The 15,498-nt window shown below is 73.6% G+C and carries 14 protein-coding genes and 2 pseudogenes; 7 read left to right on the top strand and 9 right to left on the bottom strand.

Annotated features, from left to right (window positions below):
- Window positions 1-9: 9 nt before the first annotated feature.
- From OG370_RS00630 to OG370_RS00640, 3 genes and pseudogenes are all read right to left on the bottom strand, one after another.
- Entirely contained in the window at window positions 10-564 is a 555-nt protein-coding gene (locus tag OG370_RS00630) for a hypothetical protein (RefSeq protein WP_328459421.1), read from the bottom strand.
- Window positions 565-578: 14 nt separating this feature from the next.
- Window positions 579-3,155 (bottom strand): DNA/RNA non-specific endonuclease, encoded by a 2,577-nt coding sequence (locus tag OG370_RS00635; RefSeq protein ID WP_328459423.1) that lies wholly within the window; start codon window positions 3,153-3,155, stop codon window positions 579-581.
- 410 nt (window positions 3,156-3,565) lie between these two features.
- Window positions 3,566-3,982: pseudogene (locus OG370_RS00640) on the bottom strand (citrate/2-methylcitrate synthase); the annotation flags it as partial.
- A 101-nt stretch (window positions 3,983-4,083) separates the two neighbouring features.
- Between OG370_RS00640 and OG370_RS00645 the strand changes: the two are divergent.
- Window positions 4,084-4,440: pseudogene (locus OG370_RS00645) on the top strand (DUF2083 domain-containing protein); the annotation flags it as partial.
- 61 nt (window positions 4,441-4,501) lie between these two features.
- On the opposite strand, the gene OG370_RS00650 reads toward OG370_RS00645, so the two are convergent.
- The gene (locus OG370_RS00650; RefSeq protein WP_328459425.1) at window positions 4,502-4,987 is read right to left on the bottom strand and encodes a hypothetical protein; all 486 of its coding nucleotides are present in this window, start codon (window positions 4,985-4,987) and stop codon (window positions 4,502-4,504) included.
- Window positions 4,988-5,377: 390 nt separating this feature from the next.
- On the opposite strand from OG370_RS00650, the gene OG370_RS00655 reads away from it, so the two are divergent.
- Window positions 5,378-5,734 (top strand): hypothetical protein, encoded by a 357-nt coding sequence (locus tag OG370_RS00655; RefSeq protein WP_328459427.1) that lies wholly within the window; start codon window positions 5,378-5,380, stop codon window positions 5,732-5,734.
- Here OG370_RS00655 and OG370_RS00660 read toward each other — a convergent pair.
- Window positions 5,718-6,014 (bottom strand): hypothetical protein, encoded by a 297-nt coding sequence (locus OG370_RS00660; protein WP_328459429.1) that lies wholly within the window; start codon window positions 6,012-6,014, stop codon window positions 5,718-5,720. The two genes, OG370_RS00655 and OG370_RS00660, sit on opposite strands and share 17 nt — an antisense overlap.
- A gap of 280 nt (window positions 6,015-6,294) precedes the next feature.
- On the opposite strand from OG370_RS00660, the gene OG370_RS00665 reads away from it, so the two are divergent.
- The gene (locus OG370_RS00665) at window positions 6,295-7,443 is read left to right on the top strand and encodes a phosphotransferase (RefSeq protein ID WP_328459431.1); all 1,149 of its coding nucleotides are present in this window, start codon (window positions 6,295-6,297) and stop codon (window positions 7,441-7,443) included.
- A 130-nt stretch (window positions 7,444-7,573) separates the two neighbouring features.
- Here OG370_RS00665 and OG370_RS00670 read toward each other — a convergent pair whose 3' ends face one another.
- Window positions 7,574-8,173, bottom strand: a complete 600-nt coding sequence (locus tag OG370_RS00670) for a TetR/AcrR family transcriptional regulator (RefSeq protein ID WP_328459433.1) — start codon at window positions 8,171-8,173, stop codon at window positions 7,574-7,576.
- Between the two features lie 58 nt (window positions 8,174-8,231).
- Between OG370_RS00670 and OG370_RS00675 the strand changes: the two genes are divergently transcribed.
- Window positions 8,232-8,651 (top strand): VOC family protein, encoded by a 420-nt coding sequence (locus OG370_RS00675; protein WP_328459435.1) that lies wholly within the window; start codon window positions 8,232-8,234, stop codon window positions 8,649-8,651.
- On the opposite strand, the gene OG370_RS00680 is transcribed toward OG370_RS00675, so the two are convergent.
- Window positions 8,635-9,636, bottom strand: coding sequence for a LysR family transcriptional regulator (locus OG370_RS00680; protein WP_328459437.1), 1,002 nt, complete (start codon window positions 9,634-9,636; stop codon window positions 8,635-8,637). The two genes, OG370_RS00675 and OG370_RS00680, sit on opposite strands and share 17 nt — an antisense overlap.
- A 267-nt stretch (window positions 9,637-9,903) precedes the next feature.
- Between OG370_RS00680 and OG370_RS00685 the strand changes: the two genes are divergently transcribed.
- Window positions 9,904-10,656 (top strand): hypothetical protein, encoded by a 753-nt coding sequence (locus tag OG370_RS00685; RefSeq protein WP_328459439.1) that lies wholly within the window; start codon window positions 9,904-9,906, stop codon window positions 10,654-10,656.
- A gap of 102 nt (window positions 10,657-10,758) precedes the next feature.
- Here the strand turns inward: OG370_RS00685 and OG370_RS00690 are convergent, their stop codons facing one another.
- Complete coding sequence (locus OG370_RS00690) at window positions 10,759-12,201, bottom strand: FG-GAP and VCBS repeat-containing protein (protein WP_328459441.1); 1,443 nt, start codon at window positions 12,199-12,201, stop codon at window positions 10,759-10,761.
- Between the two features lie 134 nt (window positions 12,202-12,335).
- Here OG370_RS00690 and OG370_RS00695 point away from each other — a divergent pair, with 134 nt between their 5' ends.
- Together OG370_RS00695 and OG370_RS00700 are read left to right on the top strand one after the other, a co-directional pair.
- Complete coding sequence (locus OG370_RS00695) at window positions 12,336-12,899, top strand: dihydrofolate reductase family protein (protein ID WP_328459443.1); 564 nt, start codon at window positions 12,336-12,338, stop codon at window positions 12,897-12,899.
- A gap of 666 nt (window positions 12,900-13,565) precedes the next feature.
- Window positions 13,566-13,805 carry a hypothetical protein gene (locus tag OG370_RS00700; protein ID WP_328459445.1) on the top strand — a complete coding sequence of 80 codons (240 nt, stop codon included), beginning with the start codon at window positions 13,566-13,568 and terminating at the stop codon, window positions 13,803-13,805.
- A gap of 251 nt (window positions 13,806-14,056) precedes the next feature.
- Here OG370_RS00700 and OG370_RS00705 read toward each other — a convergent pair whose 3' ends face one another.
- On the bottom strand, window positions 14,057-15,337 hold the full coding sequence (locus OG370_RS00705; protein WP_328459447.1) for an alpha/beta hydrolase: 1,281 nt from the start codon (window positions 15,335-15,337) through the stop codon (window positions 14,057-14,059).
- Window positions 15,338-15,498: the final 161 nt, after the last annotated feature.

Below are 15,498 nucleotides of genomic sequence, written 5' to 3' on the forward strand. Positions count from 1 at the left end.
CGGGGCGGATCAGGGTTCGGGGTTCCACAGGGGGTGGCCGGGCCTGGGGCCGACCAGTTCGTCGAGGAACGCGTCGTGCCCGCTGAGGGCGCGGTTCAGCAGGGCGACCATGCCCATGTCGTAGCGGTGCCAGTCCGCCTTGTCCCAGACCACGACCGGCCAGGTGTCCGGGTCCGCGGGCTGGGTCAGCCAGAAGCACTGCTCGCCGCCGACGCCGCCGCCCCAGGCGAGCAGGCCGCCGGGCTCGGGGTGGAAGGAGTACGGGAACGCGTCCGGGTACTTCTCCCGTAGGCCGCGCAGCAGGGCACCGATCTCGGCGGCCGCGTCCAGCACGGGTCCCAGGGCGGCGATCCCGGTCCCGGTGCCGCACGGGGGCAGCGGGATCAGGGGGGTGAGCCGGCTGCCCACCGTCCCGGGCCCGTAGGCGTCGACGAACGCCCGGTAGTCGGCGGGCAGGTCGAGGCCGTACGCGGCCCGGGTGTCGGCCCAGGGCAGCGCCGGCCCGGCCGTCCCGGGCGCGGCCCCGGTGATCCGCGCGAACGCGGCGATGTCGTCCCGCACCACCGGACCACCACCTGTCAGGGACTGAGGTTCTTTCCGCCCTTCACATTCTGGACCGTGCCGCCGCCGGGCACCGCGAGCGGGTACGGATTCCCGCGGGAGTCCCAGGCGGTGATCTGGAAGGTGAACGCGTACGGGATCACGGCCGCGGCGTCCTTGTACTGGGCGGTCACCGTCATCCGCACGGTTCCTCGCTTGTTGAGGAAGGTGCGGACCGCTGTCTGGATGTCCGTCATCTCACCGACGTTCACGGGCGTGGCCCAGCACGGCGTGAGGTTGCGTTGGATGCCGCGGCCGCCGAACTCGTTGGGGATCAGGTGGCAGCTGTTGACCAGGACCCCCGGCACTCCCGGGAGCAGTGCCTTCGCGCGGTTGCGGGCCGTGGTCATGCCGGGGCTGTTGGAGTTGGAGGCGGTGCCCTTGCCCAGCGGATTCTTCAGGCACGCGGTGGCCGCGGTGGCCCGCTGGTGCGACCCGGTGGGGGCGTAGTAGATCCAGCCCGCCCCGCTGGACTCGGCGACGCCGGCCGGAGGACGCTGCGTCAGGCAGGTCGGCTTGCTGTCCGGCTCGGTGCTGGTCGACGGGGACGGCGACGGCGAGGCCCCGCCGGAGCCGCAGCGGGCGCCGACCTGGCTCGGGTCGGTCCACTGGTGGGTGCCGGCGCCGTTGACGATGACGAGGCGGTCGACGCGGGGGCCGCCGCCGTTCGCCTCGCAGAGGCTGTCCCGCAGCTGCTGGAACTGCCGCCCTGTCGACAGGAGATGCTCCAGGTCCTGCGTGGTGGCCAGGTCCAGCAGCGGGCCCACGAACGGTTCGAGGTCGAGGCGCAGCACCCGTTCGTATCCGGACCGCACCCGCTGGCCTCCGCCGGCCGAGGAGTCCGGCTGCTCGCCGTTGAGCTGCGCGGCGCCTATGCGTGCCTGCGACCCGAGTTCGGCCGGGCTGCGGACCGTTTCCGTCTTCACGGCGCGCTTGACCGGCCGGCCCTGCTCGGTGGTCGTGTAGAGGTAGTCCGCCGGGGGGGTCGCTCCTGCGGTCGTGGACGGCACGCTCCAGGTGACGTGCGCCTGCGGGTCGGCCAGGAGCAGAGCCGCGATCTGCTCCAGCACGCGCTGGTTCTCGACCTTGTCGGTGGTGGGAAGGATCGTCCGCAGGTCCTGCGGGTTGTCCAGCCGGCCGGAGTCGACGATCTCCCCCAGGTCGGGCAACTCGCCCTGGTCGTCGGCCCCTTCGAGCGCGTCGACCGCCTTGCTGCCCGTCTCGGTGTCGCTCGTCGGCCGGTCCTTCGTCATCTGGTCCAGCAGTTTCGCCACGGTGGGCTTCAGGGGCGTGCCGACCGAGACGTCGTCCGGCTGGAGGTTGCGTGCGTGCAGCCGGCTGCCGACCTTCGGGTCGGAGCCGTACTCGGCGGCCGAGTACACCCAGGCGTAGTCGGTGTGGGTCACCGTCTTGCCGGGCGGGGCGATGTTGGGGCGGGAGCCGCTGACCGTCTTGGACTGCTTGGGCTGCAAGGTGCCCAGCGGGTGGGGCTGGTCGGGCACCTGCGGAAGGGTCAGATAGAGGGTGGCCGCGCCCGCCTGGTCACCGCTGTTGGTGACCGTGAAGGAGTACGCGCACGGGTCGGTCGTGCACAGGTACGGCGAGTTGCTGGTGATCGTGAAGTCGGGCCCCATCGTCTTGGACGTCGCCTCGGCCGACGTGGCGGGCGGGACGGCGGTCGCCACGGCCGAGGCGGTGGTGGTGGGGACCGAGCCGGCCTGCTCGGTGGTGGCCGGCTTCGGCTCCAGCAGCAGGTAGCTGCCGTAGTCGCTGTCGTCGGCCGGCGCGGCGTTCGTACGGGGGCCCGCCTGCACCGCCGCGTCCCCGGTGCGCCGGGCGGAGTGCCAGGTGGCGGACTTGACGGGGCTGTCGCCGCCGGGGTCGCCGCCGATGGCGAGGACGGAGTAGGGGGCCGCACCGGCGAGGACGACCGTCCAGCCCTGAGAGGTGTAGGAGACCGCGTTACGGCCCTGGAACGTCGCGCCGTCCTCCCGCACCGCCTCGGGGTCGGAGGTGACCTGGCGGACCAGCGCGGCGAGCGAGGCCGGCGTCAGCGAGCCGGCGTCCACCCCGAAGCCGTCGAGCATGTAGTAGCCGGAGCGCTTCTGCGGCGCCACCCAGTGGCCGGTGCTGGTCAGGTCCGTGCCGAAGAGGGGTTCCTGCTGTGCCCAGAACGCCGAGTCGCCCTTCAGGTAGAGCTGGTCGCCGGACCACGCGAGGGTGGATTTCCCGGCCACCGGTTCGCTGAGGGTTCCCGACGCCTGTCCTGTGCTGTTGACCGTGAGGTTCGCCCGGGTCATGGACCGGTGCTCGGCCGGGGCGTAGACCATCGACAGGTTCACCGCGGGCAGGGTGCTCAACTCCCGTGCCGCCGACGCGCCCTGCCGGGCCGGTGACACGTGGGGAGCCGACGCCTCGTGCTTGGCGTCCCCGGACCCGCCCGATCCGTTGGACCCGCTCGGCCACAGCACGTACAGCAGGCTCGCCAGTACGGCCAGCGCGACGCCCGTGGCCGTGAGGGACCGGGCGCGCGACTGCCGTAACCACCCGGCCACCGCGCGCGGGGACCCGGCCGGCGCGCCCGCCGTGGGAGGCCGGGCAGGCGGCGGAGGAACCGCGGGTGGCCGCGGCGGAAGCGACGGCCAGGGCGGCGATATAGCCGCGGGCGGCTGCGGCGGGTGGGGCGGCCGGGGTGGCGGCGGGGTAACCGCGGGCGGCTGGGCGGGGAAGGGCGGCGGAGGTGGAGGCGGCGCACCGGTCTCGTCCCGCGCACCGGACTCCGGCTGCTGGCCATGGTCATCCGTCACAGCGACACCCCCAGTTGCTTCCGCCGACCCTGGAATCCGGGTATTCCACGTTACCGACGGAAGCACCCTTGGGGATGAACTTCCTTATGTTTCAGTTGACGACTTGAGTGACGACCCGCGTGACGATCCGACGTGGGCCGCCCCGTCGTCGCGCCCGGTCAGGAGGCGCTCGGGACGGGGCGCTGGGGGCGGCCGTCGTAGGAGGCGAGGGGGCGGATCAGGGCGTTGTGGGCGAGCTGTTCGGTGATGTGGGCGGTCCAGCCGGTGATGCGGCTCATCACGAAGATCGGGGTGAAGGCCGGGATGTCGCAGTCCATGAGGTGGTAGGCGAGGCCGGCCGGGTAGTCCAGGTTGGGGTGGATGCCCTTGCGGTCGGCCATGGCTTGCCGCAGCGCGGCGTGCAGGGCGGCCAGGCGCGCGGCTTCGGGGTCGGTGGTGCGGGCGACGAGGCGGTCGGTGGCCTCCTGCATGATCGGGACCCGCGAGTCGCCGCGCTTGTAGACGCGGTGGCCGAAGCCCATGATCTTGCGCTTCGAGGCCAGGGCGTCGTCGAGCCAGGCCCCGGCGCGCTGGGGTCGCCGATCTCGCTCGGCGCGTACGGCGGCGGACGTCCTGCGCCGGCGCCCGCTGCTCGACACCCTCATCGACTCCGCCGACCTGACCTCCCCCCAGTCCGGCGTTCTCCTCCCCCGGCCGCATCCTCACCCAGGTCGCCGAAATGCCCGACGGCAAACGCTACTTCTGGGTCGCCCGCACCGTCTCCCGAGGCGGCGCGGGACACCACGCGCCCCGCGCCGAATTCGCCGAAGCCCTGGGATGCGAGCTGCGCCACGCCCACCGGCTCGTCTACGCCGAAGGCATCGCGCTTGACGATCCGCGTGCCGCTACCCCCATCGGCCTCGGCTGCCGGATCTGCGAACGCCGCGACTGCGCCCAGCGCGCCAGGCCACCGGCCGGCGGCCGGCTCGCCGTCGACCCCGACCGCCGCACCTACGTCCCCTACCCCGTGGAAAGCTCCGACAGCGCCACCTGATATCGCCAGGGGACGGTCTTCGCTTCGCGGTCCTCGCCATCACGTCCCGGGTGAGGAGCCCTCAGTAACCGCTGGAGCCGAAGTCGTTCTTGTGGGCCTGGTAGTGAGCGTCGTTCGCGGCGATGACCCGGTCGACGGCCTTGGCCACGTCGCTCTTCTCCGGGGGCCGCCGGCGCCGGTCGCTCGCCGCCGCCGCCCCGAACGTCGTCCCCGAACTTCGGTGCTGGCTACGGGAATTGCGCAGCTGGTTCCACTTGTGCGTGGGCCACCACCAGTCGGAATTGTCCCAACACCCCGGCACCGGGACGCGATTGTCGTGCCACTGGAACGGGCGCATCGCGGTGACGCGTCCGTCCGAGGCCATCTGTCGCAGCACCTCGTGGACGGCGTCGGCCGATGTCCTCCCGGTAGCCGGGGCGTCCGCGGCCAGGCCCCGCTCGACGTCGATCGCCGCCGCGATCGCGTCGGCCGACGCGGGTGTCTCCAATGCCAACACGACGCGCACCACGAAGTGTTGCGCGGGCCGGAACCGCGGCTGCTGCACCACGGGATCAACCGGTACCGCCTGTTTCGCGCGAGGCCGCAACCACCTCGGTATCCTCATGGCCCCTCTCCCTCCGGCGAGTCGACACCACTGCGTACCAGCGTAGCCCGCGCGTCTCACCCGGGGCCCTATCCGCGTGCCAAGGAATCAACCCTGACACGCCGTGGCGGGGGACACTGGTCTCGTACGCGCGGCAGCGCTGCTGTGCCAGGGGAAGGGGTGACGATGGCTCGGGGAACGCGTGCGGACGAGGCCGACCGCGAGGCACTCGCGCGCGCACGGCATGCGGCCGAGGAGCACCGCCTGGGCGGCCACGTCCTGACAGAGCAACTCGGCAGTCGTACCGGTGGACTTGGATGCGCCTCGACGGCTCTCGCGGTCCCCCTGACAGCGGTGGGTATCGGCCTGCTGCTCGGCCCGTACCCCACGACGGCCCATACGATCGCGGCCGTGCTCCTCGCCTGCGCGGTGGCGATCCCCGTCATCGGAATCCGGGCCGAAGGCCGGCTCCGCCACCGCGACACGCGGCTGCACATCTTCGACCACGGCCTCGTGGTCACCAGGCACGGCCACCACGCCCTGTGCGCCTGGCCGGACCTCCACATCGAGGAACGCACGGAGCACGGGACGTACGGCAGCGGCGGACAGCGCTTCACCGCGCACTGGCTCCACCTGTCCGCCCACGGCGACCCCCTGTGCCGGCTCAACACCCGAAGCCCCGCGGCCCGGCACCTCACCACCGAGCACTGACGCTGCGGGCGGCGGCTCGGGCGCCGTCCGCGGTCAGCAGGGTCAGTGCGTCGGTCAGCAGGGTCACGACCACCGGATCGGCGATCAGGTCCGGGCCGAAGACCTCGGTGACCGCGAGGAGTCGGCCGACGACCTGGCCGGCCGAGGTGCAGCCCTGGACGGCGGTGCCCGCAGCTCGGGGGCGAGCGGGTCGTCCAGGTCGCGGGGCCCCGGTGTCGGTGCGGTCGGTCCACACCCAGCGCATCCAGGCGGCCACGGCGAACGCGGTGCGGCGCGCCACGCCACTACCGCCGGCCGCACGTCACCGCCGCCGGTCCGCTCGCCGGGGTCACCGCCCGCTGCCGCGTACCGCGTTCCGGCTTCCGGCTTCCGGCTTCCGGCTTCCGGCTTCCGGCTTCCGGCTTCCGGCTTCCGACGCCCAACTGCCCTGCCGTCCCTCCGCCTTCGGCGGCGCGATCAGCGACATCGGCGCCGCGCACCTGGCAGGATGGCCACGGTGGGGCGCAGGGCCGCCGCACGCCTGACGACCGCCGGGCACCTGGGAAGAGGGCGGGGACATCGTGCACAGCGCCGACCACCGCCGGACCGATCTCGCATCGGGCGAGGAGGGCGCGGGAGTTGTCCTCGACGCCGGTGACGGCAGGACCGTGGTCACCTCGCCCCCGCCTTCCGTCCTCGGCGACGGCCCCGTGAGCGCGGAGTCGCTGCGGCACAACAAGGTGAACGCCGCCGTCTTCGGCATCTGGCGGGTGCGCGGTCCGCGAGGAACGGCCGTGGTCAAGGTCGCCCGCCCGCCCGGCGTCGAGACGAGCAGGTACTGGCCCACCAGCGGCGACCCCGCGCACTGGAACTACTGGCGGCGCGAGGTGTCGGCCTACGAGTCGGGCCTGGCCGCCACGGCCTACCGCGACGCCGGCATCGTGGCACCGGAGCCGCTGAAGATCCACGACCGCGCGGACGGCCTCGTCGAGGTGTGGCTCGCGGACGTCGAGGGCAACGAGGGTCTCGCGTGGTCGGTGCCCCGGATCGCGCGCTTCGCCCGTGAGTTGGGCGCGGGCCAGGCCCGGTGGGCCGGCCGGGTGCCCGAGACCGCCTGGCTGTCGCGGGGATTCCTGGCGCAGTACCTGGCCGAGGGCCCGGCGCTGTCCGTGGACGTGCGGGACTCCGACTGGGACCACCCGAGCGTGCGGGTGTGGCCGGATCGGCTGCGGGCGGGGCTGCGGCGGTTGTGGACCGGGCGGGACCGGGTGCTCGCGGCGGCGCGGTCCGCTCCGCGCACCCTCTGCCACCTCGACCTGTGGCCGGCCAACCTCATCGACGACGCCGGTCAATCGACCCTGCTGGACTGGTCGTTCACCGGGGAGGGCGCGGTCGGCGAGGACCTGGCGAACCTGGTCCTGGACTCCTTCAGCGACGGGCTGATGGACATCGGCCTGCTGCCCGAGGTCGCGCAGGCCGCCACCGACGGCTACCTCGAAGGGCTGCGCGACGGCGGCTGGTCGGGTTCGGACGCCGATCTGCGCGGCGCCATCGCGGCGTGCGGCGCGGCGAAGTACAGTTGGCTCGGCCCCGCCGTACTCGGCCGAGCCGTCCGCGACGACCTCGGCGCGTCGTCGTACAACAGCGACGGGTCGGCCGCGGAGTCGGCCGCGCGCCTGACGCCGCTGCTCACCCTGATCGCCGAGTGGGCGGAGGCGGCGGCCAGTTGAGGCCCCGCTCGGCTCCCCCGCCCCTCCCCCGTCCACGGCCCGCCGCGGGCTGCTTCGGCGGCCGCCACGATGCGGCGGGCGCGATAACCGGCCGACCCGACGGCACCCGGTCGCCGTTCGGACGCCCTCGTCAGTCAGGTGCGCAGATGTCCCGCGCGGTGCGGGCCGCGCGGTGCGCGGTCTGGTCCAGGGCCTCCTCCGAGACCCCGAACAGCCCCTGCCGCAGGAAGACCGCGATCCCGTGGGCCGCGGCGGCGACGCGCAGCAGCAGGTCGTAGGCCGCGTCGTCGTCGGGGGCGAGTCGTGCGGCGGCCGGCATCAGCGCGACCAGCAGGTCCTCCCCCGCGGCGGCGAGTTCCGGGTGCTCCGCCTTGTCCAGCCCGGCGGAGAAGGTGACGTCGAACAGGGCGCGGTCCTCCGCCGCGAAGCGGACGTAGGCGGCCGCGAAGGCAGCCATCTGCTCGACCGGGTCGTCGGTGCGGGCCATCACCCGGGTGAAGCGCTCGCGCTGTTCGCGGTAGCCGCGCTCCGCCAGCACGGCGAGCAGGGCGTCGCGGTCGGCGAAGTGCTTGTAGGGAGCGGCGGCGCTGACCCCGGCCCGGCGGCTGGCCTCGGCCAGGGTGAAGCCGTGGGGCCCGCGCTCGGCGACCAGGACCAGCGCGGCCTCTTCCAGAGCACGCCGAAGGTCACCGTGGTGCCGGCCGGTGCGCCGCTTGCCAGGGGGAGCCATGGCGGCAAGGTTAACAGCATTCACCAGGTAAAGAGGATTAACCTCGGAGGTGCCCGCCATGCCGTCCCCCGCCGCCCGCTTCCATCACGTCAGCCTCTCGGTGGCCGACCTGCCCGCCCAGGAGCGCTGGTACGGCGCCGCGTTCGGCCTCGACCAGGTCGAGGAGCGCGTCGACCTGCCCGCCGCCGGGGTGCGTACCGCCGTCCTGTCCGACGGCCGCGGCCTGCGCGTGGAACTGATCGAGCGCAGCGGGTCCCGGCCGGTGTCCCACCCCGATCCGATGGCCGCCGCGGCTGACCGGACCTTCGGCCATCTCGCGCTCCAAGTCCCCGACCTCGACGCGGCGTTCGCCCACCTCACCGGGGACTGCGGGGCGCGGACCGTCTCTCCCCCGGCGCCGGGCGCCACCGCGGGCATGCGCTACGCCTACGTCCACGACCCGGAGGACAACCTGCTCGAACTCATCGAGGTCCGGTAAGGCCGCGCGCGGGCGTCGGGGGCGGGTCGGCCGGGTCGCGCAGGGGACGGATGATGATGTCGCCGCTGCCCTGGTCGGCCAGGGTGAGGGCCTCGGCGTGGTCGCGGGCCGCCTGCTGGAGCGCGTCGACCGCCGCTTTGGCCGCGGTGGCGCTGTCGCCGTGGCCGGTGCGGTAGAACGTCCGCGTGATCTGGCTGCCGGTGACGGGCAGTCCGGTCACCGCGACCTGGTCGAGCCGCGCGGCGAGATACGCGGGCAGCACCGCCGCTCCGACCTGCCCCGCCAGCATCGCCTTGACGGCGATCACGTGGTCGGCGAGATGCTCGACCGAGGGTGTGACCCCGTGGGCGGCGGCGAAACGGGCGAAGGCCCGGCCGCGCGCGGAGTGGGCCGGGGCGCTGATCCAGGGGCGGCCGGAGAGCTCGGCGGCGGTGGGCATGCCCCAGGCGGCCGGGACGACCACCCGGTACTCGTCCTCGCTCAGTACCTGCGCGCGCACCGCCGGTGGCAGCGGCAGCGCCGTGTCCCGGTCGTCCACGACGACCAGGACGTCCAACTCGCCCAGCCGCAGCCGCCGCAGGCCCTCCGGCGGGGAGGTCTCGGTGAACCTCGGCTCGACCTGCGGGAACCACCGTTCGAGCAACCGCAGCGCGGGCACCGCGATCCGGGCGAGCACTCCCGAGGGGGCGCCGATCTCCACCGGGCCCTGCACGAGCCCGCGGTTCGCCGTGCCCAACTGCTGTGCGGCGACGGTGAGTTCGTGGGCGATGCGCTCACCGGCCGCGGCCAGCAGCCGTCCGGCCGCGGTGAGTTCCAGCCACGGGCCGGAGCGGTCCACCAAGGCGAGGCCCACCTCCCTTTCCAGGCTGGCCAGTTGCTGCGAGACGGCCGACCGGGTGTGCCCGAGGGCCCGCGCCGCGGGGGCGAGCCCGCCGTGGTGCGCGATCGCGTGCAGGACCAGCAGGCGCCTCGGATCGAGGTCCATCCGTGTTCGCCCTCCTCCGGCCCGGTCGCCTTCCTCCGGCTCGGGCTCCGACTCCGCCTCCGAGCCCGGCTCCAACTCCGGCGACATCGTGCCATGTGGTCGGGCCCGGCACCAGTTCCGCTGGCGGGGGGTGGAAAGCACCGCTGTACGAGTGAGCTGCCCCGCGGGCGTACCGGTGCCAGACTTGCCGGCGACCCCAGGGCTCCGGCCGGCAACCGCCCTGGTTCCGCCCGCCCGGAAACGGGTCCCGCCCTGAGGAGGCCGCACATGGCACGTACCGTCCCGCCGCGCATACGGACATCGGCCGCTGTCGTACTGGCCGTGGCCTGCGCGCCGTTGTCGGCCTGCGGCCCGGCCCACCACGCGGCCGCCGCCCCCGCCGGCTCCACGGCCCGGCCCAGCGCCGCCGCCGGCGCAGGGGGCTCGACGGGCGCGGGCGGCTCAGCCGGTGGCAGCGCCGGTAGCAAGCCCGGCGCCAACACCAGCGCCGGCGGCACCTCGTACGTGCTCACCGCCCCGCGGACCGCGGCCGGCTACCCGCAGGGGCAACCGTCGGCCGACGTCATCAAGCGGGTGAACAGCGACGTCCAGCAGTCCGCCAAGCAACTCGACGTGTCCGGCACGGCGGTGCACGCCTACTACGACGACCGCGCGGACGGCGCGTGGATCTTCTACAGCGGCGTCAACGGCGCCGGCTTCGACCCCGACCATCTGCACGACACCCTCGACCGGCCCCCGGCCGTCAAGGAGGACGGCGCGGGCGACCGGATCACCACCAGCGCCGCCGACGCCGACCCCGGACCGCACGGCGGGCGCGCGATCTGCAACACCTACATGATCGAGAACGCGATGCTCGCCACCGCGGCCACCACGTGTTCCTGGTTCACCCCGACCACGGCCGCCGCCGTCACCCTCGTCATCAAGGGGGACGGCACCAACACCAAGATCGGCTTCACCGCGGCCGACGTCGCCCCCGTCATGCGCGCCATTCGCGCGGCCGTGGAGAAACCCCGGTCCTGACGCGGCGGGTGCGGTGTGATCGAGCCGGCCGGCCAGGGGTCCGGCGACGACGAAGCGGCGGCCGCCAGTTGTCAGGGCCGCCCGTGTCCGTGGCTGCCTGTGTCAGCGGCCGAAGTCGAGGCCGTCCCCCGGCGCCGGCTTCAGTCCCAGATCCGCGGGCCCGATGCGCGTCGGCTCGGCGGGGCTGATGCCGGCGGGGCCGCCGCGCAGCACCCGCACCGCGTCGTCGGCCGCGCTCGCGTAGGACGTGCCGATCGCGAGTTCGGCCGCGCCGTCGCCGTTCAGGTCCTGGATCGCCAGTGTGGGCCGCGTCGAGAGGCCGGGCACGCTCATCGCGTTCTTGACGGTGAGGCCCTTCGGGCCGCCGCGCAGCACCAGCGCCACCATCGCCCCGCCCTTGGCCGGGACGGCGAGCGCGACGTCGGCGTAACCGTCGCCGTTCACGTCACCCGTCGCCGGCGCGTACCCGAAGTCGCAGCGCGAGGGGTCCGGTGCACCGGGCAGCCCTGGTGTCTTCGCGTTGATCGCGGTGGGTTTCAGGCCGCCGCTCTGTCCGCTCTGTCCGCTCTGTCCGCCGTACACGACCATCAGCCGGCTGCCGCCCTCGGGCGTGGTCTCGTCGCCGATGCTCTCGCAGGTGAGGCCGACGATCACATCGGCGTAGCCGTCGTGGTTCACGTCGGAAGTGAGGGTGTCCGCGCCGTACAGGTCCTTGCCGTTCTCGTCCTTGAGGCGCGGGCCCTTCGTCAACACGCCGTCGGCCGCCCCGAGGTACACGACGGTGGCGCGGGGGGTCGGGGCCTCGTCCGCGAACACGTGCGACCAGGTGACCACCACATCGTCCTTGCCGTCGCCGTTCACGTCGCCGATCGCGGTGGGGCGGGCGGTGTAGTACGACGGGTCGTCGGGGGTGAGGTCGAGCGTCGTGGTGCGGGCGGGCTTGCCCGCGCGGGTGAACGGGCCGAACCGGATCGTCGCCTGGCCGTCCGTGCCGCCGGTCGTGACGAGGTCGGCGTGACCGTCGCCGTCGAAGTCGCCGACGAGCGGTGCGGCACCAGGCAGCTTGACCGCTCCGGCGAGCCCCTTCTTTCCGCCCCAGACCACGAAGACCGTACTGCCGCCGGCCTGCGTGACGAGGTCGCTGCGGCCGTCGCCGTCGAGGTCGGCGGTGATCGTGCCTCTGCCGAACCCGCCGCCGGTGCCCGCCTTGCCCAGGCCGAGGCTGTCCTGCGTGATCACCTGGTGGCGCCGGATGTCGGGGCCGGCCGCCGAGCCGTACACCACGGCCACGTAGCCGGCGGCGTACTTGCCGTTGACCGTGGCGGAGGTGTCGGTGAGGACGAGGTCGGCGTGGCCGTCGCCGTCGAAGTCGGGGTGGAGCCCGATGGTGGCCGTGGCCGTGGCGGAGGCCGTGGCCGTAACGGCGGTGGTGGCCGTGCCGGTCCGGGACCCGCTCGGTGGGGCGGCGGAGCCGGGCCCGCCACCAGGAGCGCCGCAGGCCGCTGCCGCGGTCAGGGCCAGGACGGCGAGAAGTCGCTTCCGCATGCGGGTTGGACCCGGGCCGGCCCCGAAGGGTTGTGCGGGCGGTCAGGATCACCGCTGGTCCTCCCGCGCGTCGCGATGAGTTCCGCGGCGTCCGGCAGTCGTACTGTCGAACCCGCTACCTAGGAGGAACCCCGATGCGCAAGGTGACCTATTCGATGGGCGTCTCGCTCGACGGCTACATCGTGGGGCCGGACGGCGACCTCGACTGGGGGGCGCCCGACGAGGAGCTCTTCCGCTTCGTCACCGACGAGTTGCGGGGGATCGGCGTCCACCTGATGGGGCGACGGCTGTACGAGACGATGCTGTACTGGGAGACCGCCGACCAGGACCCGTCGCTCGACGACTCCATGCTGGAGTGGGCCGCGCTCTGGAAGCCGCTCCCGAAGGTGGTGTTCTCCACCACGCTGTCGGAGGTGCGGGGCAACGCCCGCCTGGCCTCCGGCGACCTGGCCGAGGAGATCGCGAGGCTGCGGGCCGAGCCAGGGGAAGGCGACATCGCCATCGGCGGTGCGGCGCTCGCGGCGCAGGCCGCCGCGGCGGGTCTGATCGACGAGTACCGGCCCCGGGTGCACCCGGTGCTGATCGGCGGCGGCACCCCCTACTTCTCCCGGCACGAGCACCGGGTGGACCTCGAACTCCTGGAGACCCGCACGTTCGGCTCGCGCGTCGTCTGCTTCCGCTACCGCGTACCGCGCTGAGCTCCCGCGTATCCAGGCGCGGCTCCCCCGTGTCCGGGCGCGGCTGCCGTTGTCGTCCTGGCCGCTGCGCGTACCGGCGCCGCGCCGGATCGGCCGGCGGAGCACCGGCCGCGGTCGTGTCGGGTCCGTACGGCTGTCCCGGCCTGCGTGGAGACGGGTGATGACGCCGGAGTGGACGGCGCCGACCGCCACCCGATCGGCGCCACGCTGTGTCCACGGCCGTTGAGACGTTCGCGGCCCAGGAGACGGTGTGGCGTGCCACGGGCGACTCGCGGCGCAGGTAGCCGAGGATGACCACCAGATCGACCGAGTCCGTGATGACCGTGGCCCGCGCCGCGCCTCGCACCCCCAGCCCGAGGATCGCCACGAACAGCCAGGCCAGTGCGAGGTTGAGCCCGCTCCCCCAGTCCTGTACGTACATCGGTCGGCGCGAGTCGCCCAGGCTGCGCGCGAAGAAGGTGACGGCGCTCACGCCGAAGGTCGCCGCGTATCCGGCGCCGAGCGTCACGAGGAACTGCCGCCCCAGCCCGGCCACTTCCCCCCCGGATGCCCATGAGGGAGAGCAGCTGCCGGCGAACAGGACCGTCGCCGCCGTGCACAGCACGGACCACGCCAGCACGCTGACCGCCGGCCCCCGCGCCGTGCTTGTCCTCGATCACCGGCGCCGTGCCTTCCACGGTGGGCTCACAGGGCGACGAACGGGTTGCACGCCAAGGGCTGTCCCACCACCGCAGCGACCTCGGCGTGTTCTCCGACGCCGAAGGGCAGGGCCGCCGCGACTACGGCGTGGACGAGGACGACGCCCTTTTCGTCGTCCGGCCTGCCGGGTACGTGGGACTGCGTGTCGTCGACCCGGAAGAGACGGAGATCCTCCGGTACCTCGAACGGCTGCTCCCCACGGCCTAGGGCCGGCCGTTCAAATCTCCGCGGCCACGGAGATCCGAACGACCGACCCTGGTTCCCGCGATGCGCCGGCCGAAGGGGTGCGGACGGGCGCATCCTGGGGGAGATGGGGGCAACCCCGGCACCGTCACCCCACCCGAGTCATCCGACGAAATGCGCAGACTGCTCCCCCGACCGATTGCGTCCGGGCGCTCGCCGAGGCGTTCCCGGCGTTCTCGCGTTGTCGGCATCGCGGCGTGAGGGCCCCGCGGCGGTCAGGAGAGGCCGGCGGTGGTGACGTCCACCTCCGTGAGGGCCGCGTCGGGGTGCCGCGCCCCCGTCAGGACCTGGTCCTGCCGGGTGTCTCCGAGGAGGTAGCGGTCGAAGAAGGCGCCGAGGTACGTGACGGCGACGCGGCGCTGCTGCGCCTCGGTCAGCTCCCTGGCCGGCGCGGCACCCTCACGGTCGGTGCACTGCCCGGGGTGCCCCGCCACCGACGTCGCGTCGTCGGAGGCGGCGACCTGACCGCTCCGCGGCGACCACTGCGTGTTGAAGTAGTCGTGGTTCGCCCCGTGGATCGCGAACCGGTAGAAGCCGCCCCGGTCTTCCTTGGCCGCGTCGGCCGCGAACGCGAACGCCTCGCCGCCGACCTGTCCGTCGCAGGTCCCCCGGAGGACGGCGAAGGGGGTCTTGGTGATCGTGTAGGCGGACATGTCCTCCGTCATCACGTTGTAGGCGGGCGCCACCGCCGCCACCGCCCTGACGTCGACGCCCTTGGGCCACTGCCCCCGGTGGCTGTCGGCCGCCAGCCATGTGACCCCTGCCCCGGCCCGGGAATGCCCCATGATCCCCACGTCGCCCATGTCCACGTGGTGGGCGAAGCCGACGTCCCGGTGCGCTCCGGTGGCCGGGTCGGCGAACTTGCCCGCGAGCGCACCCTCGCCCTTGGAGCTGAGCTCCTGCCACATGCGCAGGTGCTGGTTGACGAGATCCGAACGCGCGGCGGCATTGTCATCGCCCCACACGGAGGAGGCGTTGACGCCGTTGGCGCCGATCGACACCACGACGAACCCCTGGGCGGCCAGGCTGCGGCCCAGGTAGTCGTATCCGGCATCGCTGGGCAGGGCGGGTGTGCCCGCCGCACACGGCCAGGCGAACAGCTTGGCGCCGGCGGCTTCGTACGCGGCGTCGTCCCCACTGGTCTCGGCGGCGGTGCGCGCGGCGTCCGCCGCCCGGTCGGCGCAGGTCTCGTGCCAGCCGTGCAGCATCACGATCAGCGGGTGCCGCCCCCTGCCCAGGTCGGCGGGGTAGTGCACCACCCCGGCCAGCTCGACCGGTTCGCCGGTCTGTGGCAGGTGCCAGGCCTCGTTGCCCAGGTTGTAGCGGACCGTCCTGACGGCGCCGGACACATGCGCCGCGCTCAGCCCCGTCGCGTCGTGCGGTGCCGCGGCGCCGGCCGCGGGCGCGTACGTGAAGGCTGCCGCTGCGGCGGACAGCACCGCCGCCGACAGGCCCAGCGCGCGAGCCGAAGTCCGCCTGCGTTGGTGTCGTTTCATCGTGTCTCCCTCGGGTCCGCAGCGGGGTGGAACCTCCCGCTACTCCCTGACAGACGTGCGGGCCCGGCCGAGGTTGCGGGTCCCGAGGATCGAAGTCCCGGAGGCGGGAGACGGGCGGGGTGCGCCGCAGCGTCACGCACGCACGCACGCACGGCCACACG

Origin of the sequence: Streptomyces sp. NBC_00448 (assembly GCF_036014115.1) — a bacterium.
Lineage (GTDB): Bacteria > Actinomycetota > Actinomycetes > Streptomycetales > Streptomycetaceae > Actinacidiphila.

Bases quoted from the DNA above. Each gene is read 5' to 3' on its own strand.
- OG370_RS00670 (WP_328459433.1), bottom strand. From the start codon at position 8,173: ATGGCTCCCCCTGGCAAGCGGCGCACCGGCCGGCACCACGGTGACCTT.
- OG370_RS00675 (WP_328459435.1), top strand. From the start codon at position 8,232: ATGCCGTCCCCCGCCGCCCGCTTCCATCACGTCAGCCTCTCGGTGGCC.
- OG370_RS00680 (WP_328459437.1), bottom strand. From the start codon at position 9,636: ATGGACCTCGATCCGAGGCGCCTGCTGGTCCTGCACGCGATCGCGCAC.
- OG370_RS00685 (WP_328459439.1), top strand. From the start codon at position 9,904: ATGGCACGTACCGTCCCGCCGCGCATACGGACATCGGCCGCTGTCGTA.
- OG370_RS00690 (WP_328459441.1), bottom strand. From the start codon at position 12,201: ATGCGGAAGCGACTTCTCGCCGTCCTGGCCCTGACCGCGGCAGCGGCC.
- OG370_RS00695 (WP_328459443.1), top strand. From the start codon at position 12,336: ATGCGCAAGGTGACCTATTCGATGGGCGTCTCGCTCGACGGCTACATC.
- OG370_RS00705 (WP_328459447.1), bottom strand. From the start codon at position 15,337: ATGAAACGACACCAACGCAGGCGGACTTCGGCTCGCGCGCTGGGCCTG.